The organism is Bacillus sp. 95MFCvi2.1 (genome assembly GCF_000374965.1).
In the GTDB taxonomy this organism is placed as follows: domain Bacteria; phylum Bacillota; class Bacilli; order Bacillales; family Bacillaceae_G; genus Bacillus_A; species Bacillus_A pseudomycoides.
On the sequence record NZ_KB895737.1, the window covers coordinates 1 to 18,058 of the forward strand.

14 protein-coding genes and 2 pseudogenes are annotated in these 18,058 nt (G+C 32.4%); 11 read left to right on the forward strand and 5 right to left on the reverse strand.

Annotation, left to right across the window (positions count from 1 at the left end):
• The 7 genes and pseudogenes from C568_RS0128630 to C568_RS36605 form a co-directional block, all read left to right on the forward strand.
• A partial coding sequence (locus C568_RS0128630) for a DUF3991 and toprim domain-containing protein (protein ID WP_018783536.1) occupies positions 1 to 939 on the forward strand: 939 nt, incomplete at its 5' end.
• A complete protein-coding gene (locus C568_RS0128635) occupies positions 932 to 1,594 on the forward strand; it encodes a restriction endonuclease (RefSeq protein ID WP_018783537.1) in 663 nt (220 codons plus the stop codon). The genes C568_RS0128630 and C568_RS0128635, both read left to right, overlap by 8 nt.
• 325 nt (positions 1,595 to 1,919) lie before the next feature.
• On the forward strand, positions 1,920 to 2,108 hold the full coding sequence (locus tag C568_RS0128640) for a hypothetical protein (RefSeq protein ID WP_018783538.1): 189 nt from the start codon (positions 1,920 to 1,922) through the stop codon (positions 2,106 to 2,108).
• 241 nt (positions 2,109 to 2,349) lie between these two features.
• Complete coding sequence (locus tag C568_RS0128650) at positions 2,350 to 2,589, forward strand: hypothetical protein (protein WP_018783539.1); 240 nt, start codon at positions 2,350 to 2,352, stop codon at positions 2,587 to 2,589.
• A 26-nt stretch (positions 2,590 to 2,615) separates the two neighbouring features.
• Positions 2,616 to 2,771, forward strand: a pseudogene (gene ssb, locus C568_RS33910) (single-stranded DNA-binding protein); the annotation flags it as partial.
• Between the two features lie 488 nt (positions 2,772 to 3,259).
• Positions 3,260 to 3,406 (forward strand): hypothetical protein, encoded by a 147-nt coding sequence (locus C568_RS35920; protein ID WP_018782091.1) that lies wholly within the window; start codon positions 3,260 to 3,262, stop codon positions 3,404 to 3,406.
• An 18-nt stretch (positions 3,407 to 3,424) separates the two neighbouring features.
• A pseudogene (locus C568_RS36605) lies at positions 3,425 to 3,667 on the forward strand (tyrosine-type recombinase/integrase); the annotation flags it as partial.
• A 462-nt stretch (positions 3,668 to 4,129) separates the two neighbouring features.
• On the opposite strand, the gene C568_RS0128665 reads toward C568_RS36605, so the two are convergent.
• A complete protein-coding gene (locus tag C568_RS0128665) occupies positions 4,130 to 4,318 on the reverse strand; it encodes a hypothetical protein (RefSeq protein WP_018782092.1) in 189 nt (62 codons plus the stop codon).
• Between the two features lie 438 nt (positions 4,319 to 4,756).
• On the opposite strand from C568_RS0128665, the gene C568_RS0128670 reads away from it, so the two are divergent.
• The 4 genes from C568_RS0128670 (at position 4,757) to C568_RS0128685 (ending at position 11,386) form a co-directional block, all read left to right on the forward strand.
• The gene (locus tag C568_RS0128670) at positions 4,757 to 6,352 is read left to right on the forward strand and encodes a type I restriction-modification system subunit M (RefSeq protein WP_018782093.1); all 1,596 of its coding nucleotides are present in this window, start codon (positions 4,757 to 4,759) and stop codon (positions 6,350 to 6,352) included.
• Positions 6,342 to 7,592, forward strand: a complete 1,251-nt coding sequence (locus C568_RS0128675) for a restriction endonuclease subunit S (RefSeq protein WP_018782094.1) — start codon at positions 6,342 to 6,344, stop codon at positions 7,590 to 7,592. The genes C568_RS0128670 and C568_RS0128675 overlap by 11 nt, the downstream gene beginning before the upstream one ends.
• A gap of 23 nt (positions 7,593 to 7,615) precedes the next feature.
• Positions 7,616 to 10,777, forward strand: coding sequence for a type I restriction endonuclease subunit R (locus C568_RS0128680; RefSeq protein WP_018782095.1), 3,162 nt, complete (start codon positions 7,616 to 7,618; stop codon positions 10,775 to 10,777).
• Positions 10,778 to 10,975: 198 nt separating this feature from the next.
• A complete protein-coding gene (locus tag C568_RS0128685; protein ID WP_018782096.1) occupies positions 10,976 to 11,386 on the forward strand; it encodes a hypothetical protein in 411 nt (136 codons plus the stop codon).
• On the opposite strand, the gene C568_RS0128690 is transcribed toward C568_RS0128685, so the two are convergent.
• From C568_RS0128690 to C568_RS0128705, 4 genes are read right to left on the reverse strand one after another with little or no spacing between them, the layout of a single operon-like run.
• Positions 11,348 to 12,037: a hypothetical protein gene (locus C568_RS0128690; protein ID WP_018782097.1), complete on the reverse strand. Its 690-nt coding sequence runs from the start codon at positions 12,035 to 12,037 to the stop codon at positions 11,348 to 11,350. The two genes, C568_RS0128685 and C568_RS0128690, sit on opposite strands and share 39 nt — an antisense overlap.
• Before the next feature lie 8 nt (positions 12,038 to 12,045).
• Positions 12,046 to 13,647 carry a site-specific integrase gene (locus tag C568_RS0128695; protein ID WP_018782098.1) on the reverse strand — a complete coding sequence of 534 codons (1,602 nt, stop codon included), beginning with the start codon at positions 13,645 to 13,647 and terminating at the stop codon, positions 12,046 to 12,048.
• Between the two features lie 28 nt (positions 13,648 to 13,675).
• Entirely contained in the window at positions 13,676 to 16,597 is a 2,922-nt protein-coding gene (locus tag C568_RS0128700; RefSeq protein ID WP_018782099.1) for a helix-turn-helix domain-containing protein, read from the reverse strand.
• A gap of 32 nt (positions 16,598 to 16,629) precedes the next feature.
• On the reverse strand, positions 16,630 to 17,856 hold the full coding sequence (locus C568_RS0128705; RefSeq protein ID WP_018782100.1) for a hypothetical protein: 1,227 nt from the start codon (positions 17,854 to 17,856) through the stop codon (positions 16,630 to 16,632).
• Positions 17,857 to 18,058: the final 202 nt, after the last annotated feature.

Consider the following 18,058-nt stretch of genomic DNA (forward strand, 5'->3'; position numbering starts at 1 on the left):
TATTTAGAAGCTAAAGGGGAGAAATTTCAAAAAGAGGGAAACTATTATCGACATACGGAGCACGATAGCTTGTTAATTCGTGACAATATGTATGCATGGAATAGCCGGGGAGAGAAGGGATATGGAGCGATTAGCTTTGCTAGAATGTACTATGGTATGACTTTTCAAGAAGCAGTTCGAGACGTGAATTTTGGTGATTATCCTACTTTTACATCTTCTAAGGAAGAAGAACCAAAACAAGATGAACCATTCCGGTATCCAGGACACCTAGAAGTCCAGGATAAACAAGCCATTAAGCACTATTTAACTGATGAACGGAAGATTGACGCTCGTTTAGTAAATTGGTTGATTGGTCAAGACTTGATTGCACAGGATAAAAAGAAGAATGTGGTGTTTAAATGGCGAGAACAAGGTGGAACAGGAAATGTAGTAGGTGCGGAGCGTCAAGGGACGGTTAAGATGGAAAATAAGCGAGGTTCTTTTAAACAAATTTTGCCGAATGGAAAACCGCATATGGGATTTATGGTGGATGTTGGAAAACCAACATCCATTTATTATTTTGAGAGCCCAATTGACCTTCTTTCGTATTGGACGTTACAACAAAATCGACTACAAAATGCAAGGTTAGTCAGTATGAATGGACTGAAGATGAAAACCGTTTTACGTACATTTAAAGAGGCAAAAGATGAAGGATTTCCCGTGAATCGTATTGTCCTCGCAGTAGATAATGATAAAGCGGGGAAAGAATTCACAGAAAAGATAGGAGCTTTAACGATTACACCACGTGTTCAAATGCATCTTCCATCACAGGAGAAAGATTGGAATGATGCACTGAAGGCAGTCATACAATCAACTGAAAAACAGCAACAGCTTTATAAACAAACGCAACCGCAGCAAAAGAAACTAATACCAAAAAAGGAGATGGAGCGAAGTGTCTAATACATTACCAATATCAGGTGTATTACAGCTTTTTTTGTATGGAATGGGTCTTTATATTATCTTTCATATCTTAAAATGGAGTGTTGGAAAAATACGTGAAATTCGAATTCTGAAGAGGATGGCGAAGTCGGGGATTCGTTACATCGACAAAATGGATGGATTTCAATTTGAAGTATATCTAAAGGCTCTTTTTCGAGAACTTGGATATCGTCCAGAAGTCACCAAACGCTCTTGTGATTACGGTGTAGACGTCATATTAAAAGGAAGAAATCGTATTGTAATCCAGGCGAAACGATATGGGATAAAGAATCGAGTGGGGATTCGGGCTGTACAAGAAGTATATGCAGGAAAAGCATACTACAAGGCTGACGAGGCATGGATCGTAACCAATAGTGTATTTACAAAACAAGCTGAAGAATTAGCAAAAGCATGCCAGGTGAAACTTATTGATCGTTTTGAGCTTCAGAATTTGATTACCAAAGTGAATCCAGAACAAAAAGCGAAAGATGTGTATCAGCAAGTCAATCCAGCAGAACGGAAATGTCCGGTTTGTAAAAATCAATTAGTCATTCGATATTCAAAGAAAAATGATAATAAGTTTTTTGGTTGTTCTCAATTTCCATCGTGTATGCATACAGAAGCAATTAATAGATGAGCTGAAAGGACGAAATTCAGCTCCTTTTTTATTTTATTCAAAAAAATGAAGTTCTTATTAAAAAATGGATTCTCAGATTGCTTTGTATTGAGTTTTATTGTCGACTTTAATGTAACAAGTATCAGACGAGTTAAAACCTTATTTAAAGGGATTTATAAGCCTTAAATGATATTTTGAAGTATTCTTTGTTAATTTATATAAATTCGAACTTATTTTACATAATAAAAAGATAAAATTCAGAAAATTTAACAATTAGACCTTGCAAGGGCATATTGATAGAGTTATAATGACCTTATAAGAGCGAAAGTGATAAGGGGTGGTTCCAATGAGAAAGGCATCAATGGAAGTAATCCAAGACTTAAAGTATTTTCGTAAAAAAGGGCAAATTGGTTTCGATCTTAGCAATTTTAAGTATTATCAAATGTTTTGCAATGCATTAGAAGCAACGGGTACTTCGTATCACTTGGAGGTCAATGAATTAGAAGGAAATATAATCGTAATTAAAATAGTGTAAGGAAAGGAGAATGAAGGATGAAAATCAATACGCCAGAATGGTTATCCCTAAGTAAGGAAATTAAGGTAAAACTGATTCGTTTAGCTATTTTAGAATCAAGATTTAAGTATCAAAAATAAAAACCCTCTGTTGCAAAAAGCAAACAAAGGGCATTTGAATGAGTATCGTACGATGAAGGGAATCTAGCACATTCCCTTCTTTAACAGTATAGCATAAAAGGAAAACAACAAAGGAGATATTCATGAAAGAGATTGAAAAGTACATGACACCTAGTGAAGCGTCATTCCATTGGGGAATTGCTCGTGAAACACTAAAACATAAGTTTAGTCCCTCTGGAATGAACGAAAAACAAGTAGCAGAATTACAACGCATGTTAGATGAAGGATTAATTAAGTATTTTTTACAACCAGGAGGGAAGCGGAAAGAATGGATAATTAGTCGTCAAGCTATGTATGAATGGTTTGGTGAACCTAAAAAATAAATTGGATTAAGGGAGGAAATAAATATATGTCTTTAAATCGTGTCATTTTAGTTGGTCGTCTTACCAAGGAGCCTGATTTGCGCTACACACCAAATGGTGTTGCGGTAGCGACGTTTACGTTAGCTGTAAATAGACCGTTTATGAACCAGGGGCAAAGAGAAGCTGACTTCATTTCTGTGGTCGTCATATCTCCATGATCTCTAATGTACATAATTGTATTTTTTATCCCATCTATTAGCAGTATTAACGTTGAACTGAAATAGGTAGCTGTACAAAATTAATAACATGTACAAAAAGTACATGCCATCATGATATATAATTGCACATAATAAAATGAATCTATATATAATAAAGTGAATATATTTAAAGTAATGTAATTTGTGGTTTTATAAAAAAGAATGTTAATAGACCATTTGATATGTTTAAAAGTTTACTCCATCATACGAAAAGCAATAACAAAACAAAGCAATCCATTTTTAAAGTGAAGGAAAACAAAACTACTTTTCATCTTGTATCCAATGAAAATGTGCAAATAATATTAGATCATTTACCTACTTGAAGAGATAAACAAATCTTTAAAATCATGTGTCTAACAGGTGCAAGGATAGGAGAAGTCTTAGAACTGTAAATAGAAGACATTCCATATCCTGATTCATCTAAAGAACTTGGAGTGTTAGAAAATATTAAGTCAAAAGGTAAGACTAGAAATTTATACATTCCGATGTCATTACTTGATGAAATAGATGATTTTATTATGGAAGATAGAAATAAAATTGATACAGAACATGGAAATTTATTTGTATCACAGCAAAAATAAAATTTAGGGAAACCGTTAACGTATTTAGGGATATATTCCGTTTTTAATGTGGTGAAAAAGAAAGTTGGCATCGAGTTTAATTTCCATGATTTAAGACATACCTATATCACACAATTAATAGAGAATGGCATGGATATAAGTGTGGTTAGAATTATTGCGGGTCATGAATACGTTACTACCACCCAACAATATACGCATATTTCGAATCAACATCTTGAGAATAGTTTAAATAGATATTGGAGCAAGAGTGCTTTGATGTAGATTTGAAATAAAAACGTACCGTTTATAATAAAGATGTACTATTTAAAATAAAGTTATACTGGTTGTATAAAAATATCAAAAATGTCTAATGTTGAAGAAGTCCCCCCATAACCGGCGTCAAAACTTGTTCTTCTATCAGAATCTGTTCTAATACTTTTGAAATCGTAGGAATTAGATAAGTTACTACGGAATTAGAGGGAAAAAGATATAGGGTTCGTTCCCCTGATGATGGAGTAATACTTGTTGAAAAATTCATTGGTAAAATCGTTTAATTGTAATATCGTTAATCCACAATAAATATTTATATCATCAACTCTAAATAATAGTGAATCAATAATCGTGGCTCAAATAGGCAAGCATTATTTTGGGCGAAATGAAATTTTATTGCGAACTAGAGCTTTTTTTAATTTCGCCCAAAATTCTTTAGCAAAATTAAAAAGTATACATTTGTATACCATTCAATTAAACTTTAATATTAAATTCTTTGATTAATTCATTTAAAATAAAGTCTATTGATTGTATTTGTCCAATTAGATTTTCTCTTACACATGCTAATTCATTTTGTGTTAATTGCCTAATTAGAATATCTTTTCTTAATTTTAACCTGTAAATATAGTCCTCAATTTTACCACGTCGGAATGTCTCGGCCATTTTAATTACCCCTAATCTTATATGTATACGAATGTATACATATATTCCTTAAATTACTTTTATTGTGTTTTAATAATTATTAATTAAAATTTTTTATATTTCACCAATTTTCGATATTACAATTATATAGTGTGAAAAAACAATTAAAAAATAAGAAGTACTTTGGATAAAATTTTTCAAAATGCTTCTTTTTCAGGTGTTTTAGGAAAAATTTATTATAAAAATAAACTGCCTCTTTAGCTCAATATCAACATCTTATACTTTTATGTATGCTTTTATTCATTTTCATTTTAAACTTTATTTAAATTCAGTTTTTTAATAAAAAAGTCGTATCTTAAGAAATTAGATACGACTTTTTTGTTTTTCTAAGATATTTTGCGATTACTTAATGGTAAAATAAGAACGATTAATTAATTAATTAAATAAAGGAGCTTAACAATGGGAGCAGAATTAAACCAACGACTATTTAGTGCTGCAGACAATCTTCGTAGCAAAATGGACGCATCAGAATACAAAAACTATCTACTAGGATTGATTTTCTACAAATACTTATCCGATAAGTTACTAGAAAAAGTAGTTGAATTAGCAGATGAGTCATGTGAAGAATACAACACACCAAATAAACAAACTGAGTTGTACATGGAACTATTAGCAGATGATGATACAAAAAAAGATTTGATTGAAACGTTGATTGATACCTTAGGATACGATATTGAACCAGAGTATCTTTTCAACATTCTAACCATTCAAGCCAAACAAAATACATTTCAATTGAATGATTTGAATAAGGGTTTTATTCAATTATCAACAAAATATGATCAATTTAGTGGGTTGTTTGATGATGTCGATTTACAATCGAAAAAATTAGGAGCCGATGATCAACAACGTAATGTAACTATTACCGAAGTTTTGAAGAAGTTGGATGATGTAGATGTAATCGGTCATGATGGAGATGTGATTGGCGATGCCTACGAATTTCTTATTAGCCAATTCGCTTCAGAAGCTGGGAAAAAGGCTGGAGAATTCTATACTCCTCACATGGTATCAGACATGATGGCTCAAATTGTTGCTATTGGTCAAGAAGACAAGAAACTATTTAGCGTGTTTGATCCAACCATGGGATCGGGTTCTTTGATGTTGAATGTCAGAAACTACTTAAACTATCCTGATAGTGTTAAATATCATGGACAAGAGTTGAATACGACAACCTATAACTTAGCAAAAATGAATTTGATCTTGCATGGTGTAGATAAAGGAGATATGCGATTGCGAAATGGGGACACCTTGAATAAGGATTGGCCAACAAATGAACCTTATACGTTTGATTCAGTATTAATGAATCCACCATACTCTGCAAAATGGTCTTCAGATGATACGTTCTTAGATGATTCTCGTTTCAATCGTTACGGGAAGTTAGCACCAAAATCAAAAGCAGACTTTGCTTTTCTTTTACATGGGTTCTATCATTTGAAAGATTCCGGAACAATGGCAATCGCCTTACCGCATGGGGTACTGTTCCGTGGAGCTGCAGAAGGTGTGATTCGTAAGAAATTACTAGAAGATGGCAGTATTGATGCTGTAATTGGTATGCCAGCAAACTTATTCTTTGGGACATCAATTCCAACAACAGTCATCATCTTGAAGAAGAATCGTACCATTCGAGATGTGTTATTTATTGATGCAAGTAATGAGTTTACGAAAGAAAAGAATCAAAATAAACTTTCTAAAGAAAACATTGATAAGATTGTTGAAACATATAAGAAGCGAGAAGATGTTGAGAAATATGCTCATGTCGCTACCTTTGATGAAATCAAAGAGAATGATTTCAATTTGAATATCCCTCGATACGTAGATACCTTTGAAGAAGAGGAACCAGTGGATATGGCTTCAATTGGTGCAGGAATCAAAGAGATTCGCAAAGAAAAAGCAGCCTTAGAACAAAATCTATTTGAGACGATTTCTTCACTTCAATTTGGAGAAGAAGATGCTGAATGGATCAAAGGAGCATTAGAGGTGTTTAATCGTGAAAAATAATCATACACCAGAAATTCGATTTGCAGGATTTACTGGGGATTGGGAAAAGCGTAAGTTATCGGATATTAAAGATGTTCGTGATGGAACACATGATTCTCCAAAATATTACAATGAAGGATTTCCATTAGTTACTTCAAAAAATTTAACAGAAAATGGTTTGGACATGACTAATGTTTCACTTATTTCTGAAGAAGATTATCAATCGATTAATAAAAGATCCAAAGTTGATATTGGGGACATTATTTTTGGGATGATTGGTACAATAGGTAATCCAGTTATAGTTGATAGAGAAAATTTTGCAATTAAAAATGTAGCCCTTATTAAACATGGTGGTGAGGTTACAAATGAGTTTCTAATACAGTTATTGAAGTCAACAATATTTGGAAAATATATACGAAATGAGAACGCAGGAAATACTCAAAAGTTCTTAGGATTAAGTAAGATAAGAGATTATCAATTTCTATCACCCTCTTATCAAGAACAAAAGGAAATAGGAAACTTTTTTAAACAATTAGACGATACAATCGTTCTTCAGCAGCAAGAACTAACCACCCTCAAACAAACAAAACAGGGCATCTTGCAAAAAATGTTTCCAAAAGAAGGGGAGTCCGTACCAGAAGTTCGTTTCCCACGATTTACTGGTGATTGGGAACAGTGTAAATTATCAGAAGCTGTTAACGTGTTGGATGGGGATCGAGGTAAAAATTACCCATCAAATGGTGATCTATTAGAAGCAGGACACACATTGTTTCTTAGTGCATCAAACATAACTAAGAATGGATTCTCTTTTGAATCTAACCAATATATAACAGAAGAAAAGTCAAGTTCACTTGGGAATGGCAAGTTAGAACTGAATGACATAGTAGTAACTTCACGTGGTTCATTGGGACATATCGCTTGGTATAATGCTGATGTACAGAAGCATATACCTTATGCCCGAATTAACTCTGGGATGTTGCTACTTCGTTCAAAAGAAAAAGTTAATCCAAGTTTCTTAACACAATTTCTTAAATCTCCACTAGGAAAAAAGCAGATTGATCTAATTAGCTTCGGAAGCGCCCAACCACAATTGACTAAGAAAGATGTCTCAAATTATAAGATATCTATTCCAAGTTTCGATGAACAATCTATTATTGGAGTGTTTTTTGATGATATGGACACCCTCATCACACTTCATCAGCGTGAATTAGATGCCCTAAAAGAAACGAAAAAAGCATTCCTGCAAAAGATGTTTGTCTAAGTGAAAAGAAGAGAGGGAGAAACATGACAAAGATATCACATAATGATGAAGCTGAAGTGGAATGTCGCCTGATTGAGGTTCTAGGGGAAGGACATAATCAGTGGAGTTATCGCCCAGATTTAAAATCTGAAGAAGACTTGTGGAAGAACTTGCGTCAAAAGATTACGCAAAATAACTTATCAGAAATTGGAGATCATCCAATTTCTGATAAAGAATTTGACACTATTAAAACAGAATTACTATTGAGAACACAGACACCTTTTGATGCTGCGAGATGGCTTAAAGGGGAAAATGGAATCTCTAGAATTACGATTGAACGTGAAGATGTTTCCCTAGGTTCAATGTCGTTAGTGTTGTATTCCAACCAAGACATTGGTGGTGGGATATCTACATACGAAGTCGTTAATCAGATTGCGAAACAAAAAGCAAACATAGATGGTCGTAATCGTCGATTTGACGTGACACTTTTAATCAATGGGCTACCGATTGTTCAAATTGAATTGAAACAGGTTCGTGCCAAAGACGGCGTATTCCAAGCCTATAATCAAGTCAAGAAATATGCAGAAGAAGGGATGTTTAGAAATAATATCTTTTCTACTCTTCAGTTATTTGTTATTTCTAACGAACAGACGACTCGCTACTTTGCCAATGCGATGCCAAAAGACATGCATCGAAAATTTATCTTTAGTTGGCGAACCAAAGACAATCGAAAAGTTGAAAATCTCTATGAGTTTTGTAAACAAGTTTTGAATATACCTGATGCTCATCGGTTAATTGCCAACTATACAATTGTCAGTGAGGATCAAGATAACAAGACATTGATGGTATTACATCCTTACCAAGTCCATGCGATTGAAGCACTATTTACTGCTGCGAACAAGCATCAATCAGGGTATGTCTGGCATGCAACAGGTTCTGGCAAGACCTTAACTAGTTTTGTCTCTACCAAACTATTAGCACGAAAGTCTGGAATAGATCGTACGATTATGCTAGTAGATAGAAAAGATCTGGATAATCAGACAACAACTGAATTTACGAAGTTTGCTTCAGAATTCAATACCGGTCTTTCTTCTGGAAATGCTAAAGCTAATAGTTTGATTGTAGGAACAGGCAGTGCCAAAGAACTTAGTAATACATTACTAGCAGATGCCAATTCAAATGTAGTGATTGTCACTACACGACAAAAATTGGATGCCGCGTTGCGCTATGCCAAAAAGCAAGAAGAACAAAAAGGAACTAATCGCTTCAAGAAACTTTTAGGTCAACATATTGTCTTTGTCGTTGACGAATGTCATCGTGCTTTGAGTGCAGAAGGTCTGGAAGAAATCAAAGGCTTCTTTCCAAACTCGACGTGGTTTGGCTTTACAGGTACACCAATCTTCGAAGAAAACAAAAAACAAGCCAAAGGACAATTGGCGCGTACGACTCACGATCAATATGGGGAAGTCTTGCATACCTATACCATTAAAAATGCTTTAGAAGATGGATCGGTCTTAGGTTTCCAAGTCGAACACGAAGATACGATTGAACCGACGTCACTCAATAATCAAATCTATCAGCAATTACGACAAGTAGAAAAGTACGCGACTTATAATCCTGATCATATTAATCAACTAATTGATGAAATGAATGGTGTGAAAAAAGAAGAATACTTGGATAATAGTGTTTATGAAAGTGATGAGCATACTCAAAAAGTATTGCGTAAGATTTTCCGCCCAGATAATGCTTATATGAAGTTTGATTTTAAAAATGGCCGACCACAAAAATCAGCAATCTTAACAACCAGTTCCATTGACATGGCAAAACGCTATTATCAGGCGATTAAAGAAATGACTAAAGATCGCAATTGGATAGAAAAAGAATTTACCAATCATCCGATTCGTGCTGGAAGAACGATTGATGATCCGGATTTTCCACGCATTGCAATCACTTATTCACTAGATGAAAATACAGAGGATTCTAAAGATAAACAAACCGAAATGCAAGAAATTATAAAGGAATACAATGCTTATTATGGTACGGCGTGGTCTTTAACGGACATCGAACGCTATAACGGTGATATCAACAACCGATTAGCGCGTAAGAAAGCAGAATTTAAAGAGTTTGGGAAACAAATTGACCTGGTCATTGTTGTGGATCGCTTATTGACAGGATTTGATGCACCAACGATTCAAACGCTATTTGTGGATCGAAACCTGAGTTATGCGAACTTGATTCAAGCTTTTTCTCGCACCAATCGTACCTATCCAGAAAAAACAAAAGGTTTAATCGCTACTTTCCGTAAGCCACACACGATGGAGAAGAATGTTGTAGATGCTACTAAGCTATATTCAGAAGCCAAAGAAGAATCTGGTTTAGTATATCCAACATACGAAGAATCCAAGAAACGATTCGAAAAAGCCTACAAGAAAATCAAAGAGTTTGTGATTGTACCAGGTGACTTAGATGAACACACCCCAATGGAAACAAGAATTGACTACGTGAAGGCTTTCCAAGAACTAAATAATTCCTATGAAGCATTGGTAACCTATGATGACTACAACGACGATATGGAAAGTTCGAAGTCATTGCAAGAACAAGTACATATTCTAGAAGAACAAGTGGGTGTGTACAATACCATCAAAGGATCACTAGTAGAAAAAGAGGAGAAAGATTTAGAATCAACGGCCGACTTTTCAGGTATTGAATTCTATGGGGAAAATAGTATCAAACTATATGATATCGATTCTACTTATATTGACCGTTTGTTGGGAACGTATTCTGCTAATAACCAAGATATTCGGGCTGAAATTGAAAAAGCCTTACAAAAATTGAATAAGACCGAATGTGTAAAAGAAGTCTATTATGCTATTTTAAATGCAATGGATGCCGAAGAATTGGATGAAAATGAAGACATCTTTATGGTCAAAAGACACTACTTCACGCAAGCAAGAGATAAGACAATCAAGGAGTTTGCCAAAGGATGGTTTGTCTCAGAAAATGAATTACATTCTTCTGCCATTCAATACATGATTGGTACAGATCCGATACCGAATATTGGTGGGATTATTGATAGCAAGGACTATGAAGGCTACAAGACGGTTCATCCAGAAGCAAAACCATTCAAGTATGCTCAGGTAATGAAACGTGATTGGCGGAAAGTCTTGGATGAAATTATTGTACCGTTGGATGATGAGTTGAGATAGTAGATGGGACAAAAATGAAGATAAAGAGTGCTTTGGTTTTTACCATATTTAATAGTATTTTATTATTTTTATCTATTTTACTTACACAAGTTCTTGCATTAAACTAAAAAAAGCACGAGTTAAGAAAGGAGAAAGACATGGGGGTACCAGTAAGATGCATTTCAAATCTACCGTCCCTACGTGGGGCGATGGTTCTAAGTGGCAAAGAAATTCTCGGATGTGAATAATGAATATGTTAAAGAACTCTACGCCTTTCAGGCCGAAAAAGGCTTGGAGACAGGTCATACTAAGAATGAAGTAAGTGAAGGTCAAGCGATGGTTCTCTTTTATAAGAATAATTTAGGTGAAGAGGAAACCTCTATCTTTTTTAGATCTGAATTTATTTTTGGATTGTATCTTGCAGAAGAGTTAAAGGATGAAAATAAAGACAATATCACTATGCTATTTAATAATTTCTTTCATGAGTTTTGTCATATAAACGATGATTATCACACAAGAGAATTATTTTGGTGTTTTATAAAAGAATCCATTTTAAAAAATGGATTCTTTTTGTTTGGTACATGTTTTCTATTATTTTTCATTGAAAAAATCAGGAAACATCTCTTGTAGTTTATTGAAAGGTTCCTCTAAATCACTTTTTTCTGAGGGTTCTATTGAATCTTTAGAAGTTTTGAATAGAGTTTTAAAGTTTGTTAAACTACTGTTTTTATCAACGCTAGCGTTGAAATCTAAAAGATTGTCTTTGAGTCCTGTTTTTTCTTGTAAGTGAGGGAAGGAACTAGAAATAGTTAATTGATCGTAAAGGTTTTTATAATGTTCAACTTGTACTTTAAGCTTTTTAATTTGTAAATCTTTTTCAGCAGTAATTTGCTTTATATGGATAATTTTTTGTTCATCTTTTTTTAAGGTATGGAGTTCTTCATACAATTTAATAAACATTGTTTCAAATCCATGAAGTGCATTAATAATTTTAGGGGTATTCCCCTTATAAATTTCAAAAATTTGTTCAATGTTTGGAAAATATACCTCATCATCATCGTTTACACTAATTGTTCGATAAATAGGTTTATTTAATTCAGCTATAGTTTTTTCTAATCTTCTCTTCCAGGTGTTTCTTCCAATGCCGGTCTCTTTTTCAAGAAGGGAATAAGTTAAATGTACGTGCCCTAATCTGTTTTTAACTTCTAATGCAAGTTCTTTTAATTCCTGATCAGTAAAAATTCTAGGTCGCCCTGAGTTTTTTTGTCTTCCTTTTAGCATCAGTTCTTTCACTCCTCTATAAACTTTGCATCAACAATAGCCTTGTGGTCCATATACTTTAATAGTTGTCTAGAATGTTTAGTTAGAAGAGACTCGTGATAGTTCACTCGTTCATGTGACTTCGATAAACTAAATTCTTTAATATATTCAAGATGATTATTGATTCTATTTTCTAAATCCCTTGAGTATGATTCTAACCACTTAATCGCCTTGTCATATTCATCGATAGATGGATTGAAAAAGTAATGATTAACACATATTCTACAGTCCTCAACGCAATTATTAGGAAAATTTTTATCAGTGCAGTAGCCATAATCAACTTTCTGGTACTGGTCTGAGTTTTTAGGTGAATATAATATTCTATTATCAAAAATTTTTCTTTTAGTTCCCAAAAAGCCACCAGACATTTTGTTTTGAGCTTGTTTCTCAACTATAGTTTGAGTAAGTCTGTATACATATGATTGAGCAAATAATTTGGCGTGAGAATAATAGTTTGACGCATGTTGTATAGTTGTTTGTCCAGCTAATCTGGCGATGGATAAAACATTAAATCCTTGTAAAAACATATTAATGATTGCAAAATGCCTTGTATCACCTGGAGAAATCTTATCTAAAGAGTGCTGTGAATACATCTGTTCAACAATTTCTGTATAAAAGTTATTTAGTAAAGTTTGAAATTGATGTTTTAAAATTCTATTTGTGGATTTCTTAATACTTCTAGAAAAAAACTGACAATAAAATTCTTGTGGAAATAGATTATCTGTATGAATGTTATACGTATCCAACACATATTGAAAATCTTTAATCGCCTTAGATATATCATCAGTAACAAGAATATGTTGAAAATATTCTTCTTGTTTGGGGCTATCGAACTTTTGTTTCGATCTCGGAATAATAATCCATGTTTTACCATCGTTTTTTTCATGTAGACAATTATATTTCATTCTTAAAAATTCATTGGGTCTCATGGGAATAATATTTGTAATAGTCCACCATAAAATTACAGGATAATATTTATGGTATTTAGGTAGGACCACCTTATATTTAAAATCATTAATGATTTCATCAAAAAGCAGGACATGATAAAAATTGGGTAGATCTCTATTTTTCCATTTAGGTGAAGGGAATGAGTCGCATATTTCTATGTATTTTTCATGTCCTGGCAACCGTGAAAATTCTAAGAATTCTTTAAATACAAGTGCTAATGTTGAAGCCCAAGGTTTGCTGAGACTAGAAAGTAATTTTTCGAATTGATCTGTGGAGGTTACTCCCTCGGTTGCTAAAATTATTTTCTTGAGTATATTGAATTCGGTTTCTATAGTTGAAGGTGAGATACCTGAAGCACGCCGTAATAAAAGATAGTATTTAATAATGGTGCATAATTTTTTATGTGAAAACAATTTATGAAACGGCAGCTTAAAAGGTGTATTTTGGATGTTACATGGAATAAGCCATTCATCATCATCAAAAGATTTTGCCATTATATATCCATTGATAAGTAAATCGTTAAATATATTTTCGAATTTGGATACATTAAGATCGTTATAAGTTATAGATTCAGTAACGGCTATTGGCGTGTTTCCCATATTTATTATCTTTTTTAATTGCATTATATATATCCTTTACATAGTATTTTTTTTATAAAAGTAAACGTTGTTTAACTTTCTCTAATATTTTTGTTTTTTCTTTTAAAGGAAGAAAAGAATTGACGACATCAATACCAAAAGCTTTAATTGCTTCGTCAATTAACAAAATAATATTGAGAAGAAAAAACGAATCCCTTTTTCTAATAGCATCATATTTGGTGTTCTCTAATGAACTTGTTAATCTTTTAAGTTCACTAATTGCTTCAATTAACACCATTTTTTCAGGGATAAAATACTCACAAGAATAACATGTTTTTAGATTTTTTCTTTTACAATTAGGGTATACAAGACATTGGCCCGTTTTTTCTTTTGAAGGCATTTGATTTGTAAATAATTTTATTGCAAGTGTTTTCAGTTCTTCAATTGGAAGATGCTTGAATTCATCTATAACACGGTTTTTATTAGTATAAAGATTTTGCAAAAGGATTGCCCATTTTTCTAGTTCCATAGGTGAAATAGAATTACGTAGTTCTTTTATAGTATCGGTTCGTTCTTCAATTGTTTGTCCATTTTGTATATCTTCTTTTAATCTAAGTAAAATATAGTTGTATAACCACCCAAACATACCACGATTTAACAAGTTAACCGAGACTCTATTTATGCTGCCGTCTTTATTTTTTGCTTGAATGTAAATAGCAGTTGTATCTGAATTTTTGTGTGATCGGGTGTTTTTTGTAATTTCTAGGGCTAAATCAGCATCTTCACCATCATCTTCTAAGATTGAATAAAAAAGATAAGTCATGGTACTTCTATTCATGACCAAACAGTCAAAATCTTTTAATTGAGGAGAGGGATTAAAAAAGTTTAAATGCTGATCCTTTCCAGATACTTTGGCTGATACAATTTTTTTGCCAAAAAAGAAAGTACCAAGTATACGAGAGTTTTCTGGAAGGGCAGTGTAATTTTGTATATTTCTTTTATGAAGTTCAGAAATGACAAGTGAATGCGCTAAGCTCTCTATTAAGTTTGGAGATACATAGAAGTTATAAAGTACAGAAACTTTATTTGCTACTGCATTTCGAAGTTTAATATAAAGCTGATTAATAATACTTTGTGATTCTTCCATGGTTAATTTATTGGTTTTGAACCAAGATAACTTGTCCGCTCTTATAAAATCCAGTTCTATAGAAGGGAATTCATGAACGATATCTATTCCTCTCCAATTATTGGTGAGAAGAATTATTGTGTATGCCCACATATTGGCGTAGTATCTACATGTAGTAGCGTTAGTAATATGTATTTCAATGTTTTGAACATGAGAATAATATTGGTGATAAATTTCAAATGAGTACATATTTTTTTCTGAATAAGTATCATCTTTTTTTGTGTAGTAGTACAAGTATTTTTTTTCTCTATTTATTCCATTTTGAGTATCACAATATGACAAAAACTGAACGAAAATTTTTTTAAGTTCATTAGATAAGGTTCTATTGGAAAGAAAAAGCTCTATTTTAGCATTCGAAGTAGTCCATATTTCACCTTGGAAATAAGAAAGCATTTTGTCATATAAGTTAATAAATTTTAAGATATTGCCTCTTAAGGAGGGTGGTCTTGCATTACTGGAATTAATCTTGATTTCCACCCATTTTTTATAAAAAGACGATGTTTTTATTAAACCATTGGGAGGGGGATGGTTATTAAAATGTTCTAATAAGTCTTCTAAAGCTGTATGTGTATCATAAATAGTATCTAATACATATTGTAGACTTTCTAAATACCTATTTGCATTTGGGATAGGGATAAAGTACTTTTTATTTTTTAGTATAGCACCTGTCAGTAGTCCTTTTTTTATATCTAAACGTAGTTTATCAAATGTAAATCCTGAAATAGAGCGTAAGGTATCCAAATCGTAGTGGTCTATTAAATGCAGCCTCCCTGTATTATGATTATAGTAGTATTCTTTTTGGAAATTCTCTATATCATTTTTTGATATTAGCCAATGATATCCACCAGATGCAGGCACTTTTTTTGAATTAGGGAAGTAGTCTTTTAACAGCCCTCTTAGCCAAATTGGTGGAGCTTGTAGTTTTTCTGATGCTTGTTTAACAGTTAAGAAATTTGTCATAGGTTTGTTTTTTTCTTGTTTCTGTGTTTCTGTATGGATATGTTCATAATATCCTTCTTCAGCAAAATAATTTAATAACTGGCTGAGTTCGTTTTTATGAAAATAGTATTTATTTAGATGCATTACATAATTTAGTATTCGCTTTGTATATATTAGCTGTCGGATTGATCTATCAGTCACATAAATTTTATGTTTTTCAAGTTGACTTATTAGTTCTTGGATGGAAAGAAATTCTTTAGGGTTATATTTATCTATATAGCCAATCTTTTCTTTTATTAGTGACAGATGAGACTTTAGAAAAAATATATTTCCTTTAGCATGAGGGAGTTTAAAAGTGTTGATTTTATTTTCATATATGTATTTGTGAATTTGATTTTTGGATATTCCTAGTTCTAGGCTAAGTTCATTAATTGTATAGTAATCCTCAATTTTTTGTGACGGAATATTTGCATTATAATGTTCGAAATAGTAAAGTTTTAGTGTTTTTATTTCTTCTTTATGAATATAAAGTTTATTTTTGAATTTCATGTATCTTTTTATTAATCCAGTGGAAACCTTTTTGTGAATCCATGATGTTCCTCGTATACACAAACCGTCTTTTTTTAAAACTTCAAATACTTCATACGTTGTTAGGTAGGAGTTTCTATCGTCAACAGGATTTAGGTTAGCTTTTTCTTTTGTTTTTTCTATCTCGTCTATATGGATATGTATACGTCCTTTAATGTTTTTTATATTTGAAATAAGCCCTCTTTTAATATATTTATAAGCTGTAGTTTCGTGAATTCCTAGTGACCTACTAAATTCCAGTACAGTTATGTATTGGAGTTCACTATTATTTTCAGTAGACATTTGTTCACCTCTTTTTTGAAGGGAATATGGTATTAATCAAATTTATTTCTATCAATAAGGCGGGGGAGATAATTTTCATGCATATTATCGAATTTATCTTCGATTTTTTTTCTCATTCTATCTGTCTTAACCATATATGTTAAAGATGATAATAAATTATCATCACCACGATGAAAAGCTATTTCTAGAGGATTATCTGTATTTTCGGCAATAAGATTAGTGAAAGTTCCCCGTCCTATATGAGTAGACCAATCTGCAAGGAGTAAATGATTCGCAAGAATTTTTTCTTCTGAGTTACCGTATGTTTTTAAGAAATTTATAAAATCATGTTTTAGTTTATTAAAATATTGACTGTAGCTTTTTCCTGACATAGCTTTTCCATCCCTATTTATAAAAAGAGCACCTGAGTCAGTATGATCTTTATATAAATTAATATGATCTGCCAAAAGAACTTTTCCCCAATCAAATATTTGTAGGACGGCTTGATTTCTAGGCTTTTTTACGCTACTGGATCCAGAATGATCTTTAATATCCTTTCTGAAATTTTGATTTTTTAGAGTGAGTAGAAAATCTCCAGTATTTAATTTTCTCTTTAAGTTTGAACGTTTCAAATTGACGACCTCACCTCTTCTTAAGCCACCAAATATTTGTAGATAGACTCCTAATGCAATTGGCTTTGTTTTTAGGGTAGCAATTTCTAATAATAGAGGAATGTATTTTGCTGGTAACATATGTTCTTGCTTTGAGACTTTTTTGGTGGGATAGATGACTTCAAAAGGGGATTGGAAATAATATTTTCCTTGATAAGTCTCTTTTTTTATAAAAAGGGTTTCATTTACCATTGGTAAGCATCCTTTTTTTTGAAGCCATATATAAAATAATGTTAATGTTCTTTCAACATCTTTAACAGTACCTACTGTTCTTTCATTACGAGATAGATTATTAAGAAAATCATTTCCATGTACTAGTTTTAATTCTTTTAGATTATTAATCCCTAACTGTTTCTTGTTAGTTAATAAGTAATTTAGAAAAGAAACCGTATTATTACAATGTTTTCTTTGGGTATTGTAAGCATTATATTTCCAATTGCTTAGTATAAAGTCGCTTAATGGATGTACAATGTGTATGTCATTTGAAGTTTCTTTAAGTCCAATAATTGAGAATTTCTTATTTGTTATATCACCTTTACTTGAAGTATTCCATTCTAGCCAAACAGGAATAGAGAAAAACTTATAATTTTTTAGTTGTAGAGTAATCATTTTTTACTGTCCCCCCAATCACATAATTTTGTACATTATCTTTAGGGATTTGGTCGAAAGATATGTGTATAAATCTATAATATATTGTCGCTTTTTTTTGTACAACAGTAAATTCCTAAAATTCAGAATCCACTTGTTTTTAGAGTGTTGGATAAGGATAAATATGTACATGAAGTTTATGTACATATTTATGGAGATATGT

Bases quoted from the DNA above. Each gene is read 5' to 3' on its own strand.
- C568_RS0128695 (WP_018782098.1), bottom strand. From the start codon at position 13,647: ATGCAATTAAAAAAGATAATAAATATGGGAAACACGCCAATAGCCGTT.
- C568_RS0128700 (WP_018782099.1), bottom strand. From the start codon at position 16,597: ATGTCTACTGAAAATAATAGTGAACTCCAATACATAACTGTACTGGAA.
- C568_RS0128670 (WP_018782093.1), top strand. From the start codon at position 4,757: ATGGGAGCAGAATTAAACCAACGACTATTTAGTGCTGCAGACAATCTT.
- C568_RS0128705 (WP_018782100.1), bottom strand. From the start codon at position 17,856: ATGATTACTCTACAACTAAAAAATTATAAGTTTTTCTCTATTCCTGTT.
- C568_RS0128680 (WP_018782095.1), top strand. From the start codon at position 7,616: ATGACAAAGATATCACATAATGATGAAGCTGAAGTGGAATGTCGCCTG.
- C568_RS0128690 (WP_018782097.1), bottom strand. From the start codon at position 12,037: ATGCTAAAAGGAAGACAAAAAAACTCAGGGCGACCTAGAATTTTTACT.
- C568_RS0128665 (WP_018782092.1), bottom strand. From the start codon at position 4,318: ATGGCCGAGACATTCCGACGTGGTAAAATTGAGGACTATATTTACAGG.
- C568_RS0128650 (WP_018783539.1), top strand. From the start codon at position 2,350: ATGAAAGAGATTGAAAAGTACATGACACCTAGTGAAGCGTCATTCCAT.
- C568_RS0128640 (WP_018783538.1), top strand. From the start codon at position 1,920: ATGAGAAAGGCATCAATGGAAGTAATCCAAGACTTAAAGTATTTTCGT.